Consider the following 19,862-nt stretch of genomic DNA (forward strand, 5'->3'; position numbering starts at 1 on the left):
GTTACAAGCTCTCCAGAAAACGGATCAGGGCGGTACGGTCGGCGGGCGGCAGCGCGATCACCCGGTCGCGATGAGGCTGCGCCTCGCCCCCATGCCAAAGGATCGCCTCAAGCAGGGTGTGCGCGCGCCCGTCATGCAGAAAGCTGGCCTGACCGCTGACCGTTTCGGTCAAGCCGATCCCCCAAAGCGGGGCGGTGCGCCATTCCTGCCCGGTGGCGCGGCCCTCGGGGCGATTGTCGGCCAGACCGGGGCCCATGTCATGCAGTAGCATGTCGGAATAGGGCCAGATCAGTTGAAAGCTTTGCGCCGGTTGCTCCGGCAGCACATGGGTGATGAATTTCGCCCGGTGGCAGGCGTTGCACCCGGTGTCATGGAACACCTGTTTGCCGCGCAAGACCTGCGGGTCGCCCGGATTGCGTCGGGCGGGCACCGAGAGGTTGCGGGCATAGCGCGTCACCAGATCAAGCCCGGTTGCGTCCACCTCGAACACCCGCGCATCCGCGTCACCATGCGGCGCGCTGCGGCACGCCGCCTGCGCCGCTGTACAATCGCCCCATCCGGCAGTCAGCAGCGGGGTGGAAATGCCCAGATCATCGGCAAAGGCGCGCGCGCTTTGATCGCGCAGGCTGGGCTGGGCCGCCTTGTGCCCGAACCGGCCCAGCATCGGGCGCTGATAGGTCATCGACCAGACGATATTGGCCCGCCCCGAGATGCCGTCGCCATCGCCATCCTCGGGGTCTGCTTGGGCGAGGATATCGGCTGCCGGGATCGCCTCCAACAGGCCCAGCCCGATCATCTGCGGCGCGGCGCGCGGGCTGATCATGGTGTCGGCTGCCAGCGGGCCATAGGAGAGATCGTTCAGATGGTAGTGCGGGGCGCGCAGGGTCGCGCGCGCGCCGCCCGCCAGCGGGATCTCGATCGTGTCATGGCTGATCGAGAGGCGGTATTCGGGGGACAGACCACGCAGCGCGCGGGTTTGTAATTGCCGGCCATAAACCGGATCGGGAGCGATCGGATGCGTGTCGGGGATCCGGGCCACCCCCGCCTCGCCCCCCACCGCCTCGGCCACCACCGGGCGGGACAGGTGCAGCACCAACCCTACTGGCACCTCGCCCTGGGCCGGTGGGTGGCCGCGCCCGTCGCGGATATGGCAGCTTTCGCAGGCGCGCGCGTTGTAAAGCGGCCCCAGCCCGTCAGAGGCCAGCGTCGAGGACGGCGACGACACCCAGAGCTTTTCGAACAGCGACTTGCCGGTGCGAAAATCGAGCTCACTCTCGAAATCCAAGGTGGCGGCAGGCTGGGCAAAGGCCTGTTTGTCCGCGCGCCGCACGGTGGCGGCGCCGGCGGGGTTGGCCTCGAACGGCTCGGGCCCGGAAAAATCGCGCACCGGGCGCAGGGCCGTTGCCGCCCGCACCGCCTGTGCCGCGCTGGGGGGCGCAGGCGCGAGATGCGGATCCGCATCCGCCCCGATCAGGCCATGACCAGAGGCCGCCGGCCCGATGAGGGACAGCCCGGCAAGCAGCCAACCGTTGCGGGCGGCGGGGGGGCGTTTGTATCTCCACATCATCTTCAACATTGTCGTCTCTTTCAGCGTAGGGCGGTGCCCCCTGCCCCGGTTTGTCTGCGCTTCAGGGTGCACCGGTCGCGGGCCGGGTTCAAAGGACAATGTCCCCCCGGCCCGCCCCTGTTCTCTTATCCGCCGAACGGGATCACCAGATTGACCCCGAACAGCGTGTCTGCGACCCCGGCGTCATCGACCCGCGCCAGCGCGCCGCCCAGCGTCATGCCATTGGTCAGTTCATATTCGGCGGCGAGCGAGACCAGATCTGTGCGCCCGGCGCTATCCACGTCACGCATGGCATAGGTGCCCGAGAGGGTCAGCTCGCCAATCGCATAGGCCGCGTTGAGCGTGGCATAGGTGGCGTCGTCGGCGCTGCCGCCATAGCCATCAAAGGCCGCCACTTCGCCAAAAAGGTCGAGCCCGTTGCCCAGCGAATGGCCGACACCGGCGACGATGCCGGTTTCGTCGCTCACGTCGCCGGTTCCGGCAGTGAGGAACCGCGCCCCCACATAGGCAAAGGTTTGCCCCCAGTCTTTCGACCATTGCAGCGAAGCGTTGTTCAGCGTGCCGGTGTTGCCCGCACCCCCTGCGGCAGTGGTGTTGCGGCCCCGGTTGAACCCGAGGGAATCGCTCAGCCCGGTGTCGTCGGCATAGAACACGCCCATCGCCAGCGTACCGGCGGTGCCAAGGTCGAGTTCGGCCAGCACACCGATCTGCTCGCTCAACTCATAATCCTCGGCCAGTGCCGAGCCGTAGAAGCCCGCCGCAGTGTCCCACGCCGTGCCGAATTCCGGGTGCACCTTGCCGATCTGGAAGCTGGCCGCGCCAGTCTCGAATTGCAGGCCCAACTCGTGAAAGTAGAAGCCATACCCGGTGTTGCCGGCTGCGTTCTCAAGCTCCTCGAAGGTCAGCCCGCCAAAGATCGCGACCCGATCTGTCAGGGCATAGGCAGCGTTGAATTCGCCAGAGCCATAGGCAGTATCGCTTTCATTGGCGGGAACGTCGGAGTCAAAGATCGATTCATAGTCGATTTCGATCTCACCGTCCCAAGTGAAGCGGCGGCTCTCCTGCGCCAAGACGTCAGAGGCACTGAATAGAACAGGCGCGCCAAGGGCCAGCGCCGCAGTCAGGGTCTTACTCATGGAAGTGTCTTTCTTAAGGAGTAAGGCCGGGCTTGCGCGGGGCTGGCTTGGCCGTGAAATTGGTGGGATTGGTGAGTTACTGGAAAACGGCGTTCGGATTGTCGAGACTGTCAGAGCCCTCAAACCCCGCCTGATCCAGCTCCAGCGAGGTCACGATCCGCTCGATGGTCTTGGTCTGATCAATCAGCGCGTCAACACCGCCCATGATCAGCGCCTCGCCCGCCGCATTGCCGCGCGCCAGCATCTGGTCATAGGCCAGCCCGGATTCGGCGGCGATCTTGATCCGGCCCAGCGCGTCGACCGTGGTGGTCAGCTTGGCCTGCATTTCCTGATCCAGCGCCGGGGTCGTTTCCGCCACCAGATCCGACAGCGAGGGGCCCGAAACCTGTTCGCCATTCATGCGCACGTACTGTCCCAGATAGACGTTCTGGATGCCCTTTCCGTCATAGAAATGGCTGTTGTGGGTATTGTCAGAGAAACAGTCCTGCTCTTCCTCCGGGTCGTTCAGCATCAGGCCCAGCCGCATCCGCTCGCCCGCCAGTTCGCCATAGGACAGGCTGCCCATGCCGGTCAGCATCGCCGAGACGGCGGCATTCTCGTTCTGCATCAGATTGGCCCGCGCTGCGCCGCCCTCGGCCCATTGCGCCGCCATCCAGTCCAGATCGCTGACCAGCAGGTCGGTCGCGGCCTTGAGATACTGGGCACGGCGGTCGCAATTGCCGTTGCTGCAAGCCGCGCCGCTGGCATAATCGGTCCAAGGGCGCATGCCAGCACCGGGACCGGTGCCGTTCAGATCCTGCCCCCAGAGCATGAATTCGATGGCGTGATAGCCGCTTGCCACATTGGCCTCGATCCCGTCGGCCTCGTGCAGCGTGGTTTCGATCAGCGCCGGGGTGATCTTGCTTGCGTCCGCCTCGCGGCCCGCGATGGAAAGCTTGGGTTGCGCCACCACGTTCAGCGCCGCCAGCGGATTTTCGTCCGACGCCCCGCCATAGGCGGCATCGACGTAATCAATCAGCCCCTCGTCCAGCGGCCAGCCGTTTACCTTGCCCTCCCACTCGTCAACGATCGGGTTGCCAAAGCGGAACGCCTCGGTCTGCTGATAGGGCACGCGGGCGGCGCGCCACGCGGCTTTCGCGGCTTGCAGGTTTTCCGCCGAGGGGGCGGCGATCAACGTCTCGACGGCCCGCTGCAACCGATGGGCGGTGGCGGCGCTGTCGCCATAGGCGGCCTGGGCGATATTGGCATAGGTGTTGATCACCTCGGCCTTTTCGACGGCATAGGCGGCAGTCCCGGCGCAGCCAACCAGCAGCGTCGCACAAAGCAGTTTGGATTTCATCTTGTCTGTCCTCTCGGTCGGTTTATCGGGGCCGGGTCCGCATGGATGCGTCGGGACGCATCGATGTGGAACGGTACAGATCGTCCAACCAGTCGAGCAGGAAACACGCCGCCTCGCCACAGCTTTCGATCTGTGCGCAGCGCTCGGCACAGCACAGGGCCGACAGCGGTGTCGACAGCGGTACGTTCCAGTCTGATGGATGGGTTTCACGCGGCATCAAAGCCCCCTTTGGTTGTCTTGCGGGCTTCCCTACCGGGGGCAGAGTGGCTGTGCGAGAGTATAACTGAGCGATTAAGTCAGGTTTGTCAACGAAGGTTTTTCGGCGCGTAAACCGGTATGTTCCGGCCGGAGGGAACAGCCGCAAAGCACCAGCCCGCCGGGGCGATTGCCCGGCGGTGCTGCGCACTTTGAATCCTAGTGAATTGAGGCCGGGCTAAGGGCGGCCCCTTACATCACCGCTTCGATCAACACCGGACCGGGGGTCGAAAGCCCCGCCTCCAGCGCAAGGGCGAATGCGGCGGTATCCTCGACCCGGGAGGCCTCCACCCCCATGCCGCGCGCCATATCGACCCAACCCAGCGTCGGGCGATCCAGCGACAGCATGTCGATGGCGCGGGGGCCGGGGTTCTGCACCCCGACATTGCTCAGCTCGCCGCGCAGGATATTATAGCTGCGGTTGGCAAAGATCACGACGGTCACATCCAGCCCTTCGCGCGCCAGCGTCCACAGCGCCTGGAGGGTATACATGGCGCTGCCGTCACTGATCAGCGCCAGCACCTTGCGATCGGGACGGGCGATGGCAGCGCCAATGGAAACCGGCAGCCCATAGCCGATGGAGCCGCCGCAGTTGTTCAGCCAGCTATGCGGCGCCGCCCCCGTTGTGGCCGCCCCGAGCCCGCGCCCGGAGGTGATGGATTCATCCACCACGATGGCGTTTTCCGGGATCGCGCGCGCGATCAGCGGCGCAAGGCTGTCCGGCGTCAGCGGGCCGAGCGGCGGCAGATCGGGCAGATCGGCTTTCGCCAGATGCGCGACAGAGCCCCCTGCCCCGGTGGCCTGCACCAGCGCATCCAGCGTTGCCGTCAGATCCGACGCGGCCCCGGCCAGTTCGAGGATCTCGGCCTCGGGGTGGGTCAGCCGCGCGGGCTTGCCCGGATAAGCGAAAAACCCGATCGGCGCGCGCGCCCCGACCAGCACGATGCGCCGGTAGGGTGCCAAGGTCTCCAGCGCCAGATCAATCGGATAGGGCACCTTGGCCATCGCCACCCGCCCGGCACCACGTTCAGCCCGGGCGCTGGCCCATTCCGACATCAGGGTGCAGCCGGTTTTCGCCGCGATCTGTCCCGCCAGCTCCAGCGTCTGCGCCGACATCGCGCTACCGCCCAGCAACAACAGGCTGTCCGGCCCATCCAGCGCCTGCGCCGCCTGATCCACCAACCCGGTGTCGAGCCGGGGCTGGGCATGTGGGGCCAGCGCCTCGGCCACGGCGCCGCCCATGCTCCATGCGGTATCGCCGGGCAAGATCAGGGTCGCCACCTGTCCCGGTGCGGTGCGCGCGGCCCGCACGGCGCGGGCGGCGTCAAACCCGACATCGACCGCCGAGGACGAGCTGCGCACCCAATGCGAGACCGGCCGCGCGATCCCCTCGATATCCGAGGTCAGCGGCGCATCCAGCGCGACATGGCTCGCGGCATGTTCGCCGACGATATTGACCACGCCGGACCCGGCCTTTTTTGCGTTGTGCAGATTGGCCAGCCCGTTGGCGAGGCCCGGCCCCAGATGCAGCAGCGTCGAGGCCGGTTTGCGCGCCATGCGCCAATAGCCATCCGCCGCCCCGGTCGCCACCCCTTCGAACAGCGCCAGCACCGAGCGCATGCCCGGCACATGATCCAGCGCGGCGACAAAATGCATCTCGGACGTGCCGGGATTGGTGAAACAAACCTCCACATCGCTGGCAAGCAGGCTGCGCACAAGGCTTTCGGCACCGTTCATCGGCTCTCTCCGGTCATTGAACATGAAAAAGGCGGGTGCCAAATGGCCCCGCCCCATACCATTCCACGCCGCAGGGGGCGGCGCCAGATCGGAATCGGTTTCGGCTACTTAAGGCCGCGCTCGATTCGGTCCAATGTCTCCATCGCGGGCAATGTCTGGGCAACCGAGGCGTTGGGTTCGCGCCCCTCGCGAATGGCCGCGACGAATTCGCGGTCGATCAGCTCGATTCCGTTGTTGGACACCGTCACGCCGCTCAGGTCGATCTGGGTTTCGTTGCCATCATAGAGATCGTCATAACGCGCAAGATAGGTGCCCTTGTCGCAGATATAGCGAAAGAAGGTGCCGAACGGCCCGTCGTTGTTAAAGCTCAGCGACAGCGAGCAAATCGCGCCCGAGGGCGCCTTGAGCCCGATGGCCATATCCATCGCGATGCCCAGATCAGGGTGCAGCGGCCCTTGCAGCCCGAACGCCTCGACTGCGGTTCCGCCGGTCTGATACTGGAACAGATCGACGGTGTGGCAGGCATGATGCCACAGCAGGTGATCTGTCCAGCTGCGCGGCTCGCCCTTGGCGTTGGTGTTGGTTCGGCGGAAGAAATAAGTCTGCACATCCATCTGCAGGATGGTCAGTTCGCCGGCCTGAACCTTGTTGTGAATCCATTGGTGGCTGGGGTTGAAGCGGCGCACCTGACCGGCCATCGCGACCAGACCGGTTTCGCGCTGCTTTTCCACCACCGCCAGACTGTCGGCCAGACTATCGGCCATCGGAATCTCGACCAACACATGTTTGCCGGCCTCCATGCAGGCAATCGACTGTGCGGCGTGCATCTGGGTCGGCGTTGCCAGAATCACCGCATCGACATCCTCGCGCGCCAGACATTCCTCAAGGGTGTCGGCGGCATGGGGAATGCCACGTTCGGCGGCAAAGGCTTCGATCTTGGCCTTGCTCGGCCCCATCACCGAGGTCACCTCGACATCGTCGATATTGGCCAGCGCATCCAGATGCTTGATACCAAAGGCGCCATAGGCACCGGCCACGCAAATTCTCATAACACTCTCTCCGTTCGCCGCAGTTTCGTCGTCGTTTAGTCGGGGTCTACTCGTGGTTTTCCAAAATGATATGCCCCACCGCCGTGTTCGAGGCGGGCACATGATAGTGGCGATGAACCTCGGTTACCTTTTCGTCCAGCGCCCCGCGCATGACCAGCCACATCACCATTTCGATGCCCTCGGAGCCGGTCTCGCGCAGGTATTCCAGATGGGTGATCTGGCGCGCCGCCTCGGGGTCGTTCGCCATGGAGTCGAGAAAGCGGTTGTCCCATTCCGGGTTGATCAGACCGGCACGTTCGGCCTGCAACTGGTGCGACATGCCGCCGGTGCCAAAGATCACCACGTTGAGATCTTCGGGATAGCTGTCGATCGCCCGGCGGATCGCCTTGCCCAGATTATAGCAGCGGTTGCCGGTCGGGGCCGGGTATTGCACCACGTTGACCGCCAGCGGGATCACCGGACAGGGCCATTCATCGTCCACCCCGTGTTCCCCGAACATCACCGACAGCGGCACGGTCAAGCCGTGATCGACCTCCATCTCGTTCATGATGGTCAGGTCGAATTCGTCCAGAATGACCGATTGCGCGATATGGCTGGCCAGTTTCTGATGGCCCTTGACCACCGGCACCGGGCGGCGGCCCCAGCCTTCGTCAGCGGGGGCGAACTCTGCCGCGCAGCCCAGCGCAAAGGTCGGGATGCACGAGGCGTCAAACGCGGTGCAATGGTCGTTATAGACCAGAAAGATCACGTCCGGCTTGTTGTCCTTCATCCATTCGCGGCTTTTGACGAACCCGTCGAACAGCGGTTTCCAATAGGGCTGATCGGTGATGCCGGTGTCCATTGCCACGCCGATGGCGGGCACGTGGGAACAGCCCACCCCTGCGGTGATCCGCGCCATTATGTCTTCTCCCATTCGGATTTATAGCGGTTGCCCTCGATCGGGCGGCCCCCCTGAAGCATCATGTCGCGATACTCTTCATTGGGCACGCCGGTCATCTTGGCGGCAAGTTCCTGAAAGGTGATGCCGTCATTGGCCGCCAGCTTTGAGGTGTAATAGATATTCCCGCCCAGCCGCAAAAGCTCCATCCAGTCGCGGTCCAGCACGGCCTGACGCTGCGCCGGGGTCATCGGATAGCGATCCAGATAGGCGCCCTCATCGGCGCCAAACGTGGCGCGGTTATCGGCCAGCCGCAGCGAAATGCAGAACATGTTCAGGTGATACCCCTCGCGCGAGCGATCGGCGTCGAACACGAAGGTGCCGGGAATGTCGTCATAGGGTTTTTCGGTGCGCTCGGTCATCAGCTATCTCTCCCTGTCGGGCCCTCCCCTATCAGCCCCGGCCTTGGGACCAAAATTCAATGCCGGGGGTTTGCATTCGTTTCTGTTATAGATGCACTCACCTAGCCTGATTTCGGATCATATCCAGAAACCGTGCCTGCGTCGGGGTCGGGCGCCAGTTGGCCCTGTACGTCAGACCGATGGGCCGGGCGCTGTCGCCAAGGTCGATGGGCAGCGGCGCCATGATGCCGTATTGCTGTTCCACCTCGATCTGCTTGTGCGACATGATGGTGACGTAATCCCCCCGCATCATCAGCCCGCGCACCAGCACCAGCGAATTGGCCACCACCCGCACCGGCGTGTCGGGCAGCTGCGGAATGCGTAGACTTTCATACAGATAGGTGCCGGTGGGCGTCGGCTGCGGCGGCGCGATCCAGGGATAGGCCAGCGTGTCCGCAAGCGTCAGACCCGGCTTGCCTGCCAGCGGGTGGCCGCGCGCCGCCACCACCGAAAGCGCATCCTCAAACAGCGGCTCCTGCACCACATCGTCAGCCGGTAGCGGATCGCGCAGCGCCCCGATCAAGACATCAAGATCACCGAACCGCAGATCCCGCAGCAGCGCGCCATAGGGGCCGTCGACGCATTGCAATTGCAACCGCCCCTCGCTTTCGCGCAGCAACTGGTCGATCGCCGCGGGCAGGATCGCGGTGCGCGACAGCGGCATCGCCCCGATGGCGATATGGGTGGAATCCCGCCCCAGATACTCCCCGACCTCAAAATGCCCCTGCCGGATCTCGGCCTTGGCCAGCCGCACGTGATGGGCAAAGACCTCGGCGGCGGGGGTCAGCATCACGCCCCGACGCACCGGATCAAAGAACACCAGCCCCGAGAGCCGCTCCAGATCGCGGGCGGCGCGATGCACGGCGGGTTGCGAAACGCCAAGCTGCTGCGCCGCATGGCTGAAATTGCCGGTCTGGGCCACCGCCGTCAGCGCGCGAAGCTGTACCGCCGTGGTCAGCCGGTGGAAATCGCGCCGCCCAACCGGGCCGGGGCGCGGCGCTTTTTTGCGCGCCTGCCGCTCGCCTTCTTTCAGCAGCGCCAGCGCGCGATCGACCCGGCGCAGAAAAATCTCGCCCACCTCGGTCGGGAACATCCCTTCGGGGCGACGATCAAACAGGCGCGCCGACAGGGCCGTCTCCAGCTTGGCCACGGCTTGCGTCACCGCTGGCTGCGACAGGTGCACGGCGGTGGCGGCCAGATTGATGCGGTGCTGTGCCGCGACCTCCTGCACCGCCAGCAGGTGGCGCACGTTGGGAAACACGAAATCCACTGGAGACTCCCCGTATATTCGCAACATCTATAACATAAACCAATCAAGGCATCCAAGCTTCCAACTGGCGCTTTCAGCCCCGATGGACCTAATGTCGCGGCCAATCCCGACGCCCCCTGCCACAGCGCGTGAAAGACCAAGGAGACCGCATAAATGGATCCCGATTATCTGCCGTTCCACCCGGCGCCCAAGACACCGGATTTCAAGGTGCCCGCTGGCGCGGTGGACGCCCATTGCCATGTCTTCGGCCCCGCCGATACCTTTCCCTATTCGCCCAAGCGCAAATACACCCCCTGCGATGCACCCAAGGAAAAGCTGTTCGCGCTGCGCGATCATCTGGGATTTTCACGCAACGTGATCGTACAGGCCAGCTGCCACGGCACCGACAACGCCGCGCTGGTCGATGCGCTGGAGACGGCCGGCGATCTGGCGCGCGGTGTTGCCGTGATCTCGCCCGATGTGAGCGATGAGGACTTGCGCGCGATGGATGCCGCCGGGGTCCGCGCGGTGCGCTTCAACTTTGTCAAACGGCTGGTGGACGCCACCCCGAAAGAGGTGTTCCTTGGCATTGCCGAGCGGATCGCCAAGCTGGGCTGGCATATCGTGGTCTATTTCGAGGCGCCCGATCTGGAAGAGTTGATCCCCTTCCTTGAAAGCCTGCCCGTGCCCATCGTGGTCGATCACATGGGCCGCCCGGATGTGAGCAAGGGCGTGGATCATCCTGATTTCCAACGCTTTGTTGATCTGCTGGCGCGCAACGAAAACATCTGGACCAAGGTCAGCTGCCCGGAGCGGTTGACGATCGCGGGCCCGCCCTATGACGACGTGATCCCCTTTGCCCGCCATTTGGTCGAGGCCTTTCCCGACCGGGTGCTCTGGGGCACCGACTGGCCGCATCCGAACATGAAATCGCATGTGCCCGATGACGGCCAGCTTGTGGACGTGATCCCCCGGATCGCCCCCAGCGCGGCGCTGCAACAGGCGCTGCTGATCGACAACCCGATGCGGCTGTACTGGCCGGACGAGACATGAGCGGAGGAGACAGGATGGACATCACCGAGTTCGACCATCACAGCCCGATCCCGGGCACCACGATCTTTGACGGCAAGATGGCGATGAAGGGCTATGCGCTGAACAAGATGTGCTATTCCTTCAACGCCGCCGAGGCGCGCGCCGCCTATCTGGCCGATCCGGAAGGCTACATGGAGACTTTCGGCCTGAACGACGAACAAAAGCAGGCCTGCCGCGACAAGAACGTGCTGGCGCTGATCGCTGCCGGTGGCAACATCTATTACCTCGCCAAATTCGCCGGCATCTTCCGGCTCGACGTGCAGGACATCGGCGCGCAGCAGACCGGCATGACCAAGGAAGAATTCAAGGAAAAACTCCGGAAAGCGGGAGACTGATCATGGCCAGAATTTTGGGCGGGCTCACCACCTCGCATATCCCTGCGGTCGGCAATGCGATCCACAACGGGCTGTTCGACGATCCCTATTGGAAGCCGTTCTTTGACGGCTATCCGCCGATCCGGGACTGGCTGGATGAACACAAGCCCGACATCGCGATCAATATCTACAACGATCACGGGCTGGGCTTTTTCCTCGACAAGATGCCGACCTTTGCGATCGGCGCCGCGCAGGAGTACCGCAACGAGGACGAGGGCTGGGGCATTCCGCAACTGCCCCCCTTCCCCGGTGCGCCAGAGCTGAGCTGGCACATCATCGAGAGCATGGTGGAGCAGGAATTCGACATCACGTCTTGTCAGGAACTGGCGGTGGATCACGGTTTCGTCGTGCCGATGCAGCTGTTCTGGCCCGGCGCGCCGAACAACCCGGACATGCCGCGCACCATCCCGATCAGCGCCAATACCGTGCAACATCCGATCCCGACGCTGAAACGGGCGCTGGATTTCGGCAAGGCGCTGCGCCGCGCGATCCAGAGTTATCCCGAGGATCTCAAGGTGGTGGTGCTGGGCACCGGCGGGCTGAGCCATCAGTTGGACGGCGAACGGGCGGGGTTCATCAACAAGGACTTTGACCAATACTGCATGGAAAAGATCGTCACCGACCCCGAGGCGCTGACCAAGATCAGCCGCAGGGAGCTGGTCGAAAAGGCCGGCGCGCAGGGCACCGAGTTCCTGATGTGGATGATGATGCGCGGCGCGCTTGGCGACACCGTGGTGCAGCGACACGCCAATTACCACATCCCGATCTCCAATACCGGGGCGGGCACGATGTTGCTGGAATGTGTGGAATGATCTGAGTGGGGTGAGGGAGCTGAAGTGGGGGCGCTGCCCCCGCCGCCTGCGGCGCCTCCCCCGGAGTATTTTTTGCCAGAAAAAGGGGCGGTGCCGGGAACGGCGCTGGCTCCTGTGTTATCGCGGGCTATAGTGTCGGGGACCCTATGGCGTCAGGACAGGCGAGCGAGCGAGCGAAGATCCCGAGCATGGCAGACGACACCCCGCTGAACGCCATTCTCGTGGCCCATGGCCAACCCTCGGAGCCTGCGCCGGCCGAGGCGGCGCTGGCGGCGCTGGCGGCACAGGTACAGGTGTTGGCGCAGGCCTCGGTGGGCGCGGCGACCCTGGCTGCACCGGGCGCGCTTGAGGCGGCGCTGGAGCGGTTGGCCCCCGAGGGTGTGATCTATCCGTTTTTCATGGCCGATGGGTTTTTCGTGCGCAAGACGCTGCTGGCGCGGCTGGGGGGGCATCCGGCGCGGGTCCTGCCGCCGCTGGGTCGCGACCCGGGTCTGCCGGTGCTGGCGGCGGCGCATCTGGCCACCGAATGCGCGGCGCGGGGGTGGGGCGCGGCGCAGGTATCTTTGCTGATCGCTGCCCATGGGTCGGCGCGCGGGCCGCGCGCGGCAGCGGCGGCACGCGATTTCGGCACCGCGCTTGCCGCGCTCTGGTCGGGGGCCGCGCCGGGGTTCGGCTTTGTCGAGGAGGCCCCTTTTCTGGCCGACGCCGCGCGCGGGCTGCCGCAACGCTCGTTGTGCCTGCCGTTCTTTGCCGCAGCGGGCGGACATTACCGCGAGGATGTGCCGCAGGCGCTGGCCTCCGCCGCCTTTCCCGGTGCACTCCTGCCGCCGCTAGGCCAGCACCGCGACGTTCCGGCGCTGATCGCGCGGGCGCTGGTGGGCTGAAATGGGGCCGGGCAGTGCTTGCGTCCGCTTACATAGTCGATAAAGTCGCCCGCGAAGCGCCCGGACCGCCCGCCTGTATCGTTGCCCGATCAGGCGCGGTCCCGTAGCCCCTGACCGGCCCCAGCCAATCGCGAGGAATGCCCATGAAGTACTATAAACCCGCCACCTTCGAGGAGGCCGTCGCGCTTGTCGCCGGGGCCGAGGGCGTGACCCGTATCCTTGCCGGGGGCACCGATGTTCTGGTCCAGATGCGCTCGGACATCATCACCCCCGACACACTGATCGACATCAAGGCGATTCCCGGCACCCATGAGATCACCCGAACAAAGGATGGCGGCTGGCGGTTGGGCGTTGCGGTGACAGGGGCCGAGATGAGCGAGCATCCCGAGTTGGGCCGCGACTGGCCCGGCGTGGTCGAGGCGATGGACCTGATCGGCTCAACCCAGGTGCAGGGGCGCGCGACGCCCGTGGGCAATCTTTGCAACGGCTCACCTGCCGCCGACTCGGTGCCTGCGATGATCGCCGCCGGGGCCGCGGTGACAGTGACCGGCCCCGAGGGCAGCCGCGAGATCCCGGTGGAACAGATCCCCGTCGGCCCCGGCAAGACCTCTCTCGCCAAGGGCGAGATCATCACCGCCTTGACCCTTCCGCCGCGCGGGGCACAGGGGGGGGATGCCTATCTGCGCTTTATCCCGCGCACCGAGATGGACATCGCCGTGGTCGGCTGTGCCGTCAACCTGCGGCTCAACGGCGATGTGATCACCGAGGCGCGCATGGTGCTGGGCGCCGTCGCCCCCACCGCCGTTGTGGTCCATGCCGCCGCCGATGCGCTGGTGGGGCGGACGCTGGATGAGGACGCGCTTACCGCGCTGTCGGATCTGGCCGAGGCCAGCTGCAACCCGATCGACGACAAGCGCGGCACCATCAAGTTCCGCACCCATACCGCCGGCGTTCTGGCCCGGCGGGCTGCCAAAATCGCCTATTCCCGCGCGAAAGGAGCCACCGCATGAGCAAGACACATGTCACCACCAAGGTGAACGGCGACGAGGTCGAGTTTCTCTGCGATCCGCGCGAAACGCTGCTGGACGTGCTGCGCGACCGGCTGCACCTGACCGGCGCCAAGGAAGGCTGCGGCACCGGCGATTGCGGGGCCTGTTCGGTCACCGTGGATGGCCGGCTGGTCTGTTCCTGCCTGATGCTGGGGGTCGAGGCCGAAGGCAAGGAGATTGGCACCGTCGAGGGCATCGCCGAGGGCGAGACCCTGCATCCGCTGCAACAGAAATTCATCGAATATGCCGCGCTGCAATGCGGCATCTGCACCCCGGGCATTCTGGTCGCCACCAAGGCACTGCTGGAAAAGAACCCCGACCCGACCGAAAGCGAAGTGCGCTATTGGCTGGCGGGCAACCTGTGCCGTTGCACCGGGTATGACAAGATCATTCGCGCCGTGATGGACACGGCCGCCGAAATGCGGGAGGCCTCGTAATGGCGCTAGACAGCTCGAAAACCACTGGTTTCAAATACGTCGGCACCCGCCCGAACCGGCCCGATGGGCTCGACAAGGTGACGGGGCGCGCCAAGTTCGGCGCCGATGCCTATGCGCCCGGCATGTTGCATGCCGCGATCAAGCGCAGCCCGCATGCGCACGCCCGGATTATCAAGATCGACACCTCCAAGGCGCTCGCGATGGAGGGGGTCAAGGCCGTGGTCACCCGCGCCGATTTCGCCACCGGGCTTGAGGGCGAGTTCGGGGATATCCTTGAAAACGTCATGGCAGGAGAAAAGGCGCTGTATGACGGTCATGCCGTCGCCGCCGTTGCCGCCACCTCGGCGCTGATCGCGCGCGACGCGATCAAGGCGATCGAGGTCGACTACGAAATCCTGCCGCATGTGACGGATGTGGATGCCGCCATGCAGGCGGGTGCGCCGGTGATCCGCGCTGGCGCCGCCGATGCCTCGGTTCCCGAGGGGTTGCACCCGAACGTGGTGCGCTATTACGAAAGCGGCCATGGCGATGTCGAGGCCGGCTTTGCCGAGGCCGATCTGGTGGTCGAGGATCACTTTGTCACCGAGGCCACCCACCAGGGCTATATCGAGCCGCACGCCTGTCTTGGCACGCTCGGCTCTGATGGCAAGGGCGAGCTTTGGTGCTGCACCCAGGGCCATTGGTATGTGCAAAAGGTCTGCGCCGCCTGCCTTGGGCTTGAGACCAGCCAGTTGCGCGTGACCGCCTCCGAAATCGGCGGCGGCTTTGGCGGCAAGACCACCGTGTTCATCGAACCCGTGGCGCTGGCACTGTCGCGCAAGGCCAATCGCCCGGTCAAACTGGTGATGACCCGCTCGGAAGTGTTCCGCGCCAGCGGCCCGACCTCGTCGACCTCGATGGACGTCAAGATCGGGATGAAGAAGGACGGCACCATCACCGCCGCGCAAGGCACCTTCCGCCTGCAGGGCGGCGCGTTTCCCGGGGCCCCCTGCGAGATGACGGCGATGTGCGCCTTTGCGCCCTATGACCTGAAACATGTGCATCAGGTCGGCTATGACGTGATGTCCAACCGTCCGAAACAGGCGGCCTATCGCGCACCGGGGTCGCCAATGGCGGCTTTTGCGGTGGAATCGGTGATCGACGAGCTGTGCGGACAACTGGGGCTCGACCCGATCGACACCCGGCTCAAGAACGCCTCGCGCGAAGGGACGCGCGCCAGCTTCGGGCCGACATGGCCGCGCATCGGGCTGGTCGAAACATTGGAGGCGGTCAAGGCGCATCCGCATTACGTGGCGCCCCTGAAAAAGGGGCAAGGCCGCGGCATTTCCTGCGGGTTCTGGTTCAACCACGGCGGCGAAACCGCTGTTTCGCTTGCCCTTTCCGAGGATGGCAGCGCGCAGGTGGCGGTTGGCACGCCGGATATCGGCGGCTCGCGCGCGTCGATGGCGCTGATGGCAGCCGAGGTGCTGGGCATCCCCTATGAGGATATCCGCGTTACCATCGCCGACACCGCCACGCTGGGCTATAACGAGATCAGCCATGGCAGCCGGGTGACCTATGCCTCGGGTCTCGCCACCATCAAGGCGGCCGAGGACGCGGTGCAAAAACTGTGCGGCCGGGCGGCGGCGAAATGGGGCATTCCCGAGGATGCGGTCTATTGGGAAGATGGCTATGCCAAGCCCTCTGGCCCCAATGCCGGCGATTTCGAGCCGCTGCATATCGACGAGATCACCGCCACCATGGGCGCCACCGGCGGCCCGATCTGCGGTCATTTCGAGGCCACGCCAGAGGGGGCGGGCGTCAGTTTCGCCGCCCATATCGTCGATGCCGAGGTTGACCCGGACACCGGCAAGACCTCGGTCGTGCGCTATACCGTGGTGCAGGACGCCGGCAAGGCGATCCACCCGACCTATGTCGAGGGGCAGTTTCAGGGCGGTGCCGCACAGGGCATCGGCTGGGCGCTGAACGAGGAATACATCTATGGCGCGGATGGGCGACTGCAGAACGCCGGGTTCCTTGATTATCGCATTCCGGTCGCCTCGGATCTGCCGATGATCGACACGGTGATCGTCGAGGTGCCGAACCCGGGCCACCCGTTTGGCGTGCGCGGGGTCGGCGAGACCTCGATCTGCCCACCGCTGGCGGCGATTGCCAACGCGGTGTCGAACGCGGTCGGCGTCCGGATGCGGCAATTGCCGATGCGCCCCTCGCGTGTGTTAGAGGCGTTGGAGAGCGCGGCGGATGGTTGACGTCGCGCTCTGGTCCGGCCTCCGCCCGCTGGTCGGGGGCCGCGACAGCGTCGCGGTCGAGGGGGGCACCGTCGGTGAGATTCTCGACGCCCTGCGCCGGGACTATCCGGCGCTGGGCCCGACACTCGATGCCGGGGTTTCGGTGGTGGTCGACGGTCGGGTGATCGCCACCAGCCTGACCGAACCCGTGCAGCCCGACAGCGAAGTCGTGCTGATGATGCGCCTGAAGGGCGGGTAACCCCCGCCTTCGCGCGCAAGAGTTGAGCGCAAGGCCCGTCGCCGCCCCGCTGGTCGCAGGGGATAGGGATTTTGGAAAAATTCCACGGTTTGCGGCTAAAACTGTATCAACCTCCCCTTGCCGGGGTTGGACAGCGGCGCAAATTTCCGTAGGCAAGGTGCAAATCAAATTCGCCCGTTCCTGCTGGAGATCTGCCGTTGTCCCTGTTCCTGATCGCGGCCCTGCCATTTCTTGGCGCGGTGTTCCCCGCCCTGCTGATCCGCGCCGGTCGCAATGCCGCCGCGGGCTCGACCTTTGCCGTTACACTGCTGGCGCTGATCGGCCTTATGCTGCACGCCCCGGCGGTCCTGCGCGGCGAAACCGTCTCGGCCCGACTCGACTGGTTGCCGACGCTGGGGCTCAATGCGAACTTTCACCTCGACGGGCTCGGGCTGCTGTTCGCCGGGCTGATTCTGGGCATCGGCCTGTTGATCATCACCTATGCGCGCTTTTACCTCGCGCGCGAAGATCCGATGGGCCAGTTCTATTGCTTCCTGCTGCTGTTTCAGGGCGCGATGGTGGGCATCGTTCTGTCTGATAACATCCTGCTTTTGCTGGTATTCTGGGAGTTGACCTCGCTCTCGTCCTTCTTGCTGATCGGCTATTGGAAACACCTGCCCGAGGGGCGGCAAGGCGCGCGCATGGCGCTGGCGGTGACCGCCTCTGGCGGCCTTGCCATGATCGCGGGCATGCTGATTCTGGGCAATATCGTCGGCAGCTATGACCTTAGCGTGATCCTGCAACACCGGGATCTGATCCAAGCCTCGCCGCTTTATGCGCCGGCGCTGATCCTGATCCTGCTGGGCTGTTTCACCAAATCGGCACAGTTCCCGTTCCATTTCTGGCTGCCGCACGCCATGGCGGCCCCGACCCCGGTTTCGGCCTATCTGCATTCGGCCACGATGGTGAAGGCCGGGCTGTTCCTGATGGCGCGGATGTGGCCGGTGCTGTCGGGAACCGACCTTTGGTTCTATATCGTCGGCTCGGTCGGGCTGATCACCATGATTCTGGGCGCGGTGATCGCGCTGTTCAAGGATGACCTCAAGGCGCTGCTGGCGTTTTCCACCGTCAGCCATCTGGGGCTGATCACCATGCTGCTGGGGTTCGGAACCAAGGTCGCAGCGGTCGGCGCGGTGTTCCACATCATCAACCACGCCACCTTCAAGGCGGCGCTGTTCATGAACGCGGGCATCGTCGACCACGGGGTGCATACCCGTGACATCAAGCAATTGGGCGGGCTGCGCCACCTGATGCCGGTGACCTTCACGCTGGCCATGATCGCGGCGCTGTCGATGGCGGGCATTCCGCCGTTCAACGGGTTCCTGTCCAAGGAAATGATGCTGGAAGAGACCACCCATGCGGTCTGGGCCGGTGTGCCTTGGCTGGTGCCGGCACTGGCGGTGTTCGGGGCCCTGTTCTCGGTCGCCTATTCGCTGCGCTACATCGTGCATGTCTTTCTCGGCAAGACCCGCCACGATTACCCCACCCGGCCGCATGACCCCACCCCCGGCCTGTGGCTGCCGCCGGCGGTTCTGGTCGCGCTGGTGGTGCTGATCGGGCTGTTTCCCAATGTCATCGCCACCCCAATCGTATCGGCGGCCGCCCTTGCGGTGACCGGCACACCGGTCGAGTTCCACCCCGCGCTCTGGCACGGGCTGACCCCGGCACTTTACATGTCGATTGCGGCGGTTCTGGGCGGGGCGCTTTTGCTGGCGGCACATCACGGCGCGCTCGGGATCTGGAACAACCTGCCCCGGCCCGAGGCCAAGGTGATCTTTGACGCGATCATCCGCGCCACCACCGCCGCCGCGCGGCGCATCACCGACACGCTGCACGACGGATCGCTGACCCGCTATGCGGCGATCTTCCTCGTGTTCACGCTGGCCATATCCTATTACGCCTTTGCTTCCGGCGTGCTCGGGCCGCAGACGCACACGCCGCTGCCGATTTCGGTGATGCCGGTGCTGGGCTGGGTCTGTCTGGTCGGCTCGGCGCTTTGCGTCGTGGCCTTCCACCGCAACCGGCTGCTGGCGCTGGTGCTGATCGGGGTCAGCGGGTTGATCGTGTCGCTAACCTTCAACTATCTCTCGGCCCCCGATCTGGCGCTGACCCAGATCTCGGTCGAGGTGGTGACGATCATCCTGTTGCTGCTGGCGCTGAACTTCATGCCGCAGCAAACACCGCGCGAAAGCACCCCGGCGCGACGCACCCGCGATGTGGTGATCTCGATCACCGCCGGGCTTGGCGTCGGCGGGCTGATCTATGCGCTGATGACCCGCGATTTCGCCATGCCGTCGATCTCGGAATACCATGTCGCCAACTCCTACAAGGGCGGCGGCGGCACCAATGTGGTCAACGTGATCCTGGTCGACTTCCGTGGCTTTGATACCTTTGGCGAGATCATCGTTCTGGGCATCGCAGCGATCATCATCTTTGCCATCACCGAGGCGGTGCTGGGCAGTGGCGTGCGCGCCCGGTTGCTGAACCGCAAACCCTCTTATCCGCTGGCGGGCGATCCACACCCGCTGATGATGGTGGTGGCCACCCGGGTGATGATGCCGATCGCGCTGATGGTGGCGGCCTATATCTTTTTCCGTGGCCACAACATGCCCGGCGGCGGCTTTATCGCCGGGCTGATCGCCGCGATCGCGGTGGTGATGCAGTATATGGCCTCGGGCTTTTCCTGGGCCACCGACCGCCAGCGCCTGCCCTATCACGGCATCATCGGCACCGGCGTGCTGGTGGCCGCGATCACCGGCATGGGGGCTTGGTTCAACGGCAAACCCTTCCTGACCAGCGCGTTCGGATATGTGCATCTGCCGTATCTGGAGAAATTCGAACTGGCCACCGCCGCGCTGTTCGATCTTGGTGTGTTCCTCGCGGTGCTGGGGGCGGTGCTGCTCGCGCTGCAAAGCCTGGCGCGCTATGCGTGGCAACCCGGGATCGTGAGCGAGCATCCGATGGACATCAACCCCGAGCGCGACGACGCGTCCGAGACAATCGAGGGGCACTGAACAG

At 64.9% G+C, this 19,862-nt stretch carries 18 protein-coding genes; 9 read left to right on the forward strand and 9 right to left on the reverse strand.

From position 1 onward, the window contains the following. Position 1: 1 nt before the first annotated feature. From E1B25_RS01880 to E1B25_RS01920, 9 genes are all read right to left on the reverse strand, one after another. Entirely contained in the window at positions 2–1,576 is a 1,575-nt protein-coding gene (locus E1B25_RS01880; RefSeq protein ID WP_245510581.1) for a di-heme oxidoreductase family protein, read from the reverse strand. A 116-nt stretch (positions 1,577–1,692) separates the two neighbouring features. Continuing rightward, a complete protein-coding gene (locus tag E1B25_RS01885; RefSeq protein WP_132826975.1) occupies positions 1,693–2,703 on the reverse strand; it encodes a hypothetical protein in 1,011 nt (336 codons plus the stop codon). A gap of 76 nt (positions 2,704–2,779) precedes the next feature. Next, positions 2,780–4,042, reverse strand: coding sequence for an imelysin family protein (locus tag E1B25_RS01890; RefSeq protein WP_132826976.1), 1,263 nt, complete (start codon positions 4,040–4,042; stop codon positions 2,780–2,782). Positions 4,043–4,064: 22 nt separating this feature from the next. After that, complete coding sequence (locus tag E1B25_RS01895; protein WP_132826977.1) at positions 4,065–4,259, reverse strand: hypothetical protein; 195 nt, start codon at positions 4,257–4,259, stop codon at positions 4,065–4,067. A 230-nt stretch (positions 4,260–4,489) separates the two neighbouring features. Continuing rightward, complete coding sequence (locus E1B25_RS01900; protein WP_245510582.1) at positions 4,490–6,058, reverse strand: acetolactate synthase large subunit; 1,569 nt, start codon at positions 6,056–6,058, stop codon at positions 4,490–4,492. Between the two features lie 80 nt (positions 6,059–6,138). Then, positions 6,139–7,083, reverse strand: a complete 945-nt coding sequence (locus E1B25_RS01905) for a Gfo/Idh/MocA family oxidoreductase (RefSeq protein ID WP_132826978.1) — start codon at positions 7,081–7,083, stop codon at positions 6,139–6,141. Between the two features lie 46 nt (positions 7,084–7,129). Beyond that, a complete protein-coding gene (locus tag E1B25_RS01910) occupies positions 7,130–7,981 on the reverse strand; it encodes a class III extradiol dioxygenase subunit beta (RefSeq protein ID WP_132826979.1) in 852 nt (283 codons plus the stop codon). After that, positions 7,981–8,382 carry a protocatechuate 4,5-dioxygenase subunit alpha gene (ligA, locus tag E1B25_RS01915; RefSeq protein ID WP_132826980.1) on the reverse strand — a complete coding sequence of 134 codons (402 nt, stop codon included), beginning with the start codon at positions 8,380–8,382 and terminating at the stop codon, positions 7,981–7,983. Before ligA ends, E1B25_RS01910 begins: the two co-directional genes overlap by 1 nt. A gap of 97 nt (positions 8,383–8,479) precedes the next feature. Beyond that, positions 8,480–9,691: a LysR family transcriptional regulator gene (locus E1B25_RS01920; protein ID WP_132826981.1), complete on the reverse strand. Its 1,212-nt coding sequence runs from the start codon at positions 9,689–9,691 to the stop codon at positions 8,480–8,482. 153 nt (positions 9,692–9,844) lie between these two features. Here E1B25_RS01920 and E1B25_RS01925 point away from each other — a divergent pair, with 153 nt between their 5' ends. The 9 genes from E1B25_RS01925 to E1B25_RS01965 all read left to right on the forward strand — a co-directional run bounded on the left by E1B25_RS01925 (position 9,845) and on the right by E1B25_RS01965 (position 19,858). Beyond that, complete coding sequence (locus E1B25_RS01925) at positions 9,845–10,723, forward strand: amidohydrolase family protein (RefSeq protein ID WP_132826982.1); 879 nt, start codon at positions 9,845–9,847, stop codon at positions 10,721–10,723. A gap of 14 nt (positions 10,724–10,737) precedes the next feature. Next, positions 10,738–11,097 (forward strand): protocatechuate 4,5-dioxygenase subunit alpha, encoded by a 360-nt coding sequence (locus tag E1B25_RS01930; protein ID WP_132826983.1) that lies wholly within the window; start codon positions 10,738–10,740, stop codon positions 11,095–11,097. 2 nt (positions 11,098–11,099) lie between these two features. Next, entirely contained in the window at positions 11,100–11,948 is an 849-nt protein-coding gene (locus tag E1B25_RS01935; RefSeq protein WP_132826984.1) for a class III extradiol dioxygenase family protein, read from the forward strand. A gap of 188 nt (positions 11,949–12,136) precedes the next feature. Beyond that, entirely contained in the window at positions 12,137–12,832 is a 696-nt protein-coding gene (locus E1B25_RS01940; RefSeq protein WP_132826985.1) for a CbiX/SirB N-terminal domain-containing protein, read from the forward strand. A gap of 143 nt (positions 12,833–12,975) precedes the next feature. Continuing rightward, the gene (locus E1B25_RS01945; protein WP_132826986.1) at positions 12,976–13,842 is read left to right on the forward strand and encodes an FAD binding domain-containing protein; all 867 of its coding nucleotides are present in this window, start codon (positions 12,976–12,978) and stop codon (positions 13,840–13,842) included. After that, positions 13,839–14,318 carry a (2Fe-2S)-binding protein gene (locus E1B25_RS01950; protein WP_132826987.1) on the forward strand — a complete coding sequence of 160 codons (480 nt, stop codon included), beginning with the start codon at positions 13,839–13,841 and terminating at the stop codon, positions 14,316–14,318. The genes E1B25_RS01945 and E1B25_RS01950 overlap by 4 nt, the downstream gene beginning before the upstream one ends. After that, positions 14,318–16,567, forward strand: coding sequence for a xanthine dehydrogenase family protein molybdopterin-binding subunit (locus E1B25_RS01955; protein WP_132826988.1), 2,250 nt, complete (start codon positions 14,318–14,320; stop codon positions 16,565–16,567). The genes E1B25_RS01950 and E1B25_RS01955 overlap by 1 nt, the downstream gene beginning before the upstream one ends. Further along, entirely contained in the window at positions 16,560–16,805 is a 246-nt protein-coding gene (locus E1B25_RS01960) for a MoaD/ThiS family protein (RefSeq protein WP_132826989.1), read from the forward strand. Before E1B25_RS01955 ends, E1B25_RS01960 begins: the two co-directional genes overlap by 8 nt. A gap of 197 nt (positions 16,806–17,002) precedes the next feature. Then, positions 17,003–19,858, forward strand: a complete 2,856-nt coding sequence (locus E1B25_RS01965; protein WP_132826990.1) for a monovalent cation/H+ antiporter subunit A — start codon at positions 17,003–17,005, stop codon at positions 19,856–19,858. The last annotated feature ends 4 nt before the right edge of the window (positions 19,859–19,862 follow it).

Origin of the sequence: Antarcticimicrobium sediminis (genome assembly GCF_004348975.1) — a bacterium.
GTDB classification, from domain to species: domain Bacteria; phylum Pseudomonadota; class Alphaproteobacteria; order Rhodobacterales; family Rhodobacteraceae; genus Antarcticimicrobium; species Antarcticimicrobium sediminis.

Excerpts from the sequence above, each read along its gene's own strand:
- E1B25_RS01940 (WP_132826985.1), top strand. The coding sequence starts at position 12,137 with ATGGCAGACGACACCCCGCTGAACGCCATTCTCGTGGCCCATGGCCAA.
- E1B25_RS01950 (WP_132826987.1), top strand. The coding sequence starts at position 13,839 with ATGAGCAAGACACATGTCACCACCAAGGTGAACGGCGACGAGGTCGAG.
- E1B25_RS01900 (WP_245510582.1), bottom strand. The coding sequence starts at position 6,058 with ATGTTCAATGACCGGAGAGAGCCGATGAACGGTGCCGAAAGCCTTGTG.
- E1B25_RS01895 (WP_132826977.1), bottom strand. The coding sequence starts at position 4,259 with ATGCCGCGTGAAACCCATCCATCAGACTGGAACGTACCGCTGTCGACA.
- E1B25_RS01945 (WP_132826986.1), top strand. The coding sequence starts at position 12,976 with ATGAAGTACTATAAACCCGCCACCTTCGAGGAGGCCGTCGCGCTTGTC.
- E1B25_RS01910 (WP_132826979.1), bottom strand. The coding sequence starts at position 7,981 with ATGGCGCGGATCACCGCAGGGGTGGGCTGTTCCCACGTGCCCGCCATC.
- E1B25_RS01880 (WP_245510581.1), bottom strand. The coding sequence starts at position 1,576 with ATGTTGAAGATGATGTGGAGATACAAACGCCCCCCCGCCGCCCGCAAC.
- E1B25_RS01925 (WP_132826982.1), top strand. The coding sequence starts at position 9,845 with ATGGATCCCGATTATCTGCCGTTCCACCCGGCGCCCAAGACACCGGAT.
- E1B25_RS01885 (WP_132826975.1), bottom strand. The coding sequence starts at position 2,703 with ATGAGTAAGACCCTGACTGCGGCGCTGGCCCTTGGCGCGCCTGTTCTA.
- E1B25_RS01960 (WP_132826989.1), top strand. The coding sequence starts at position 16,560 with ATGGTTGACGTCGCGCTCTGGTCCGGCCTCCGCCCGCTGGTCGGGGGC.
- ligA (WP_132826980.1), bottom strand. The coding sequence starts at position 8,382 with ATGACCGAGCGCACCGAAAAACCCTATGACGACATTCCCGGCACCTTC.
- E1B25_RS01935 (WP_132826984.1), top strand. The coding sequence starts at position 11,100 with ATGGCCAGAATTTTGGGCGGGCTCACCACCTCGCATATCCCTGCGGTC.
- E1B25_RS01905 (WP_132826978.1), bottom strand. The coding sequence starts at position 7,083 with ATGAGAATTTGCGTGGCCGGTGCCTATGGCGCCTTTGGTATCAAGCAT.
- E1B25_RS01955 (WP_132826988.1), top strand. The coding sequence starts at position 14,318 with ATGGCGCTAGACAGCTCGAAAACCACTGGTTTCAAATACGTCGGCACC.
- E1B25_RS01890 (WP_132826976.1), bottom strand. The coding sequence starts at position 4,042 with ATGAAATCCAAACTGCTTTGTGCGACGCTGCTGGTTGGCTGCGCCGGG.
- E1B25_RS01930 (WP_132826983.1), top strand. The coding sequence starts at position 10,738 with ATGGACATCACCGAGTTCGACCATCACAGCCCGATCCCGGGCACCACG.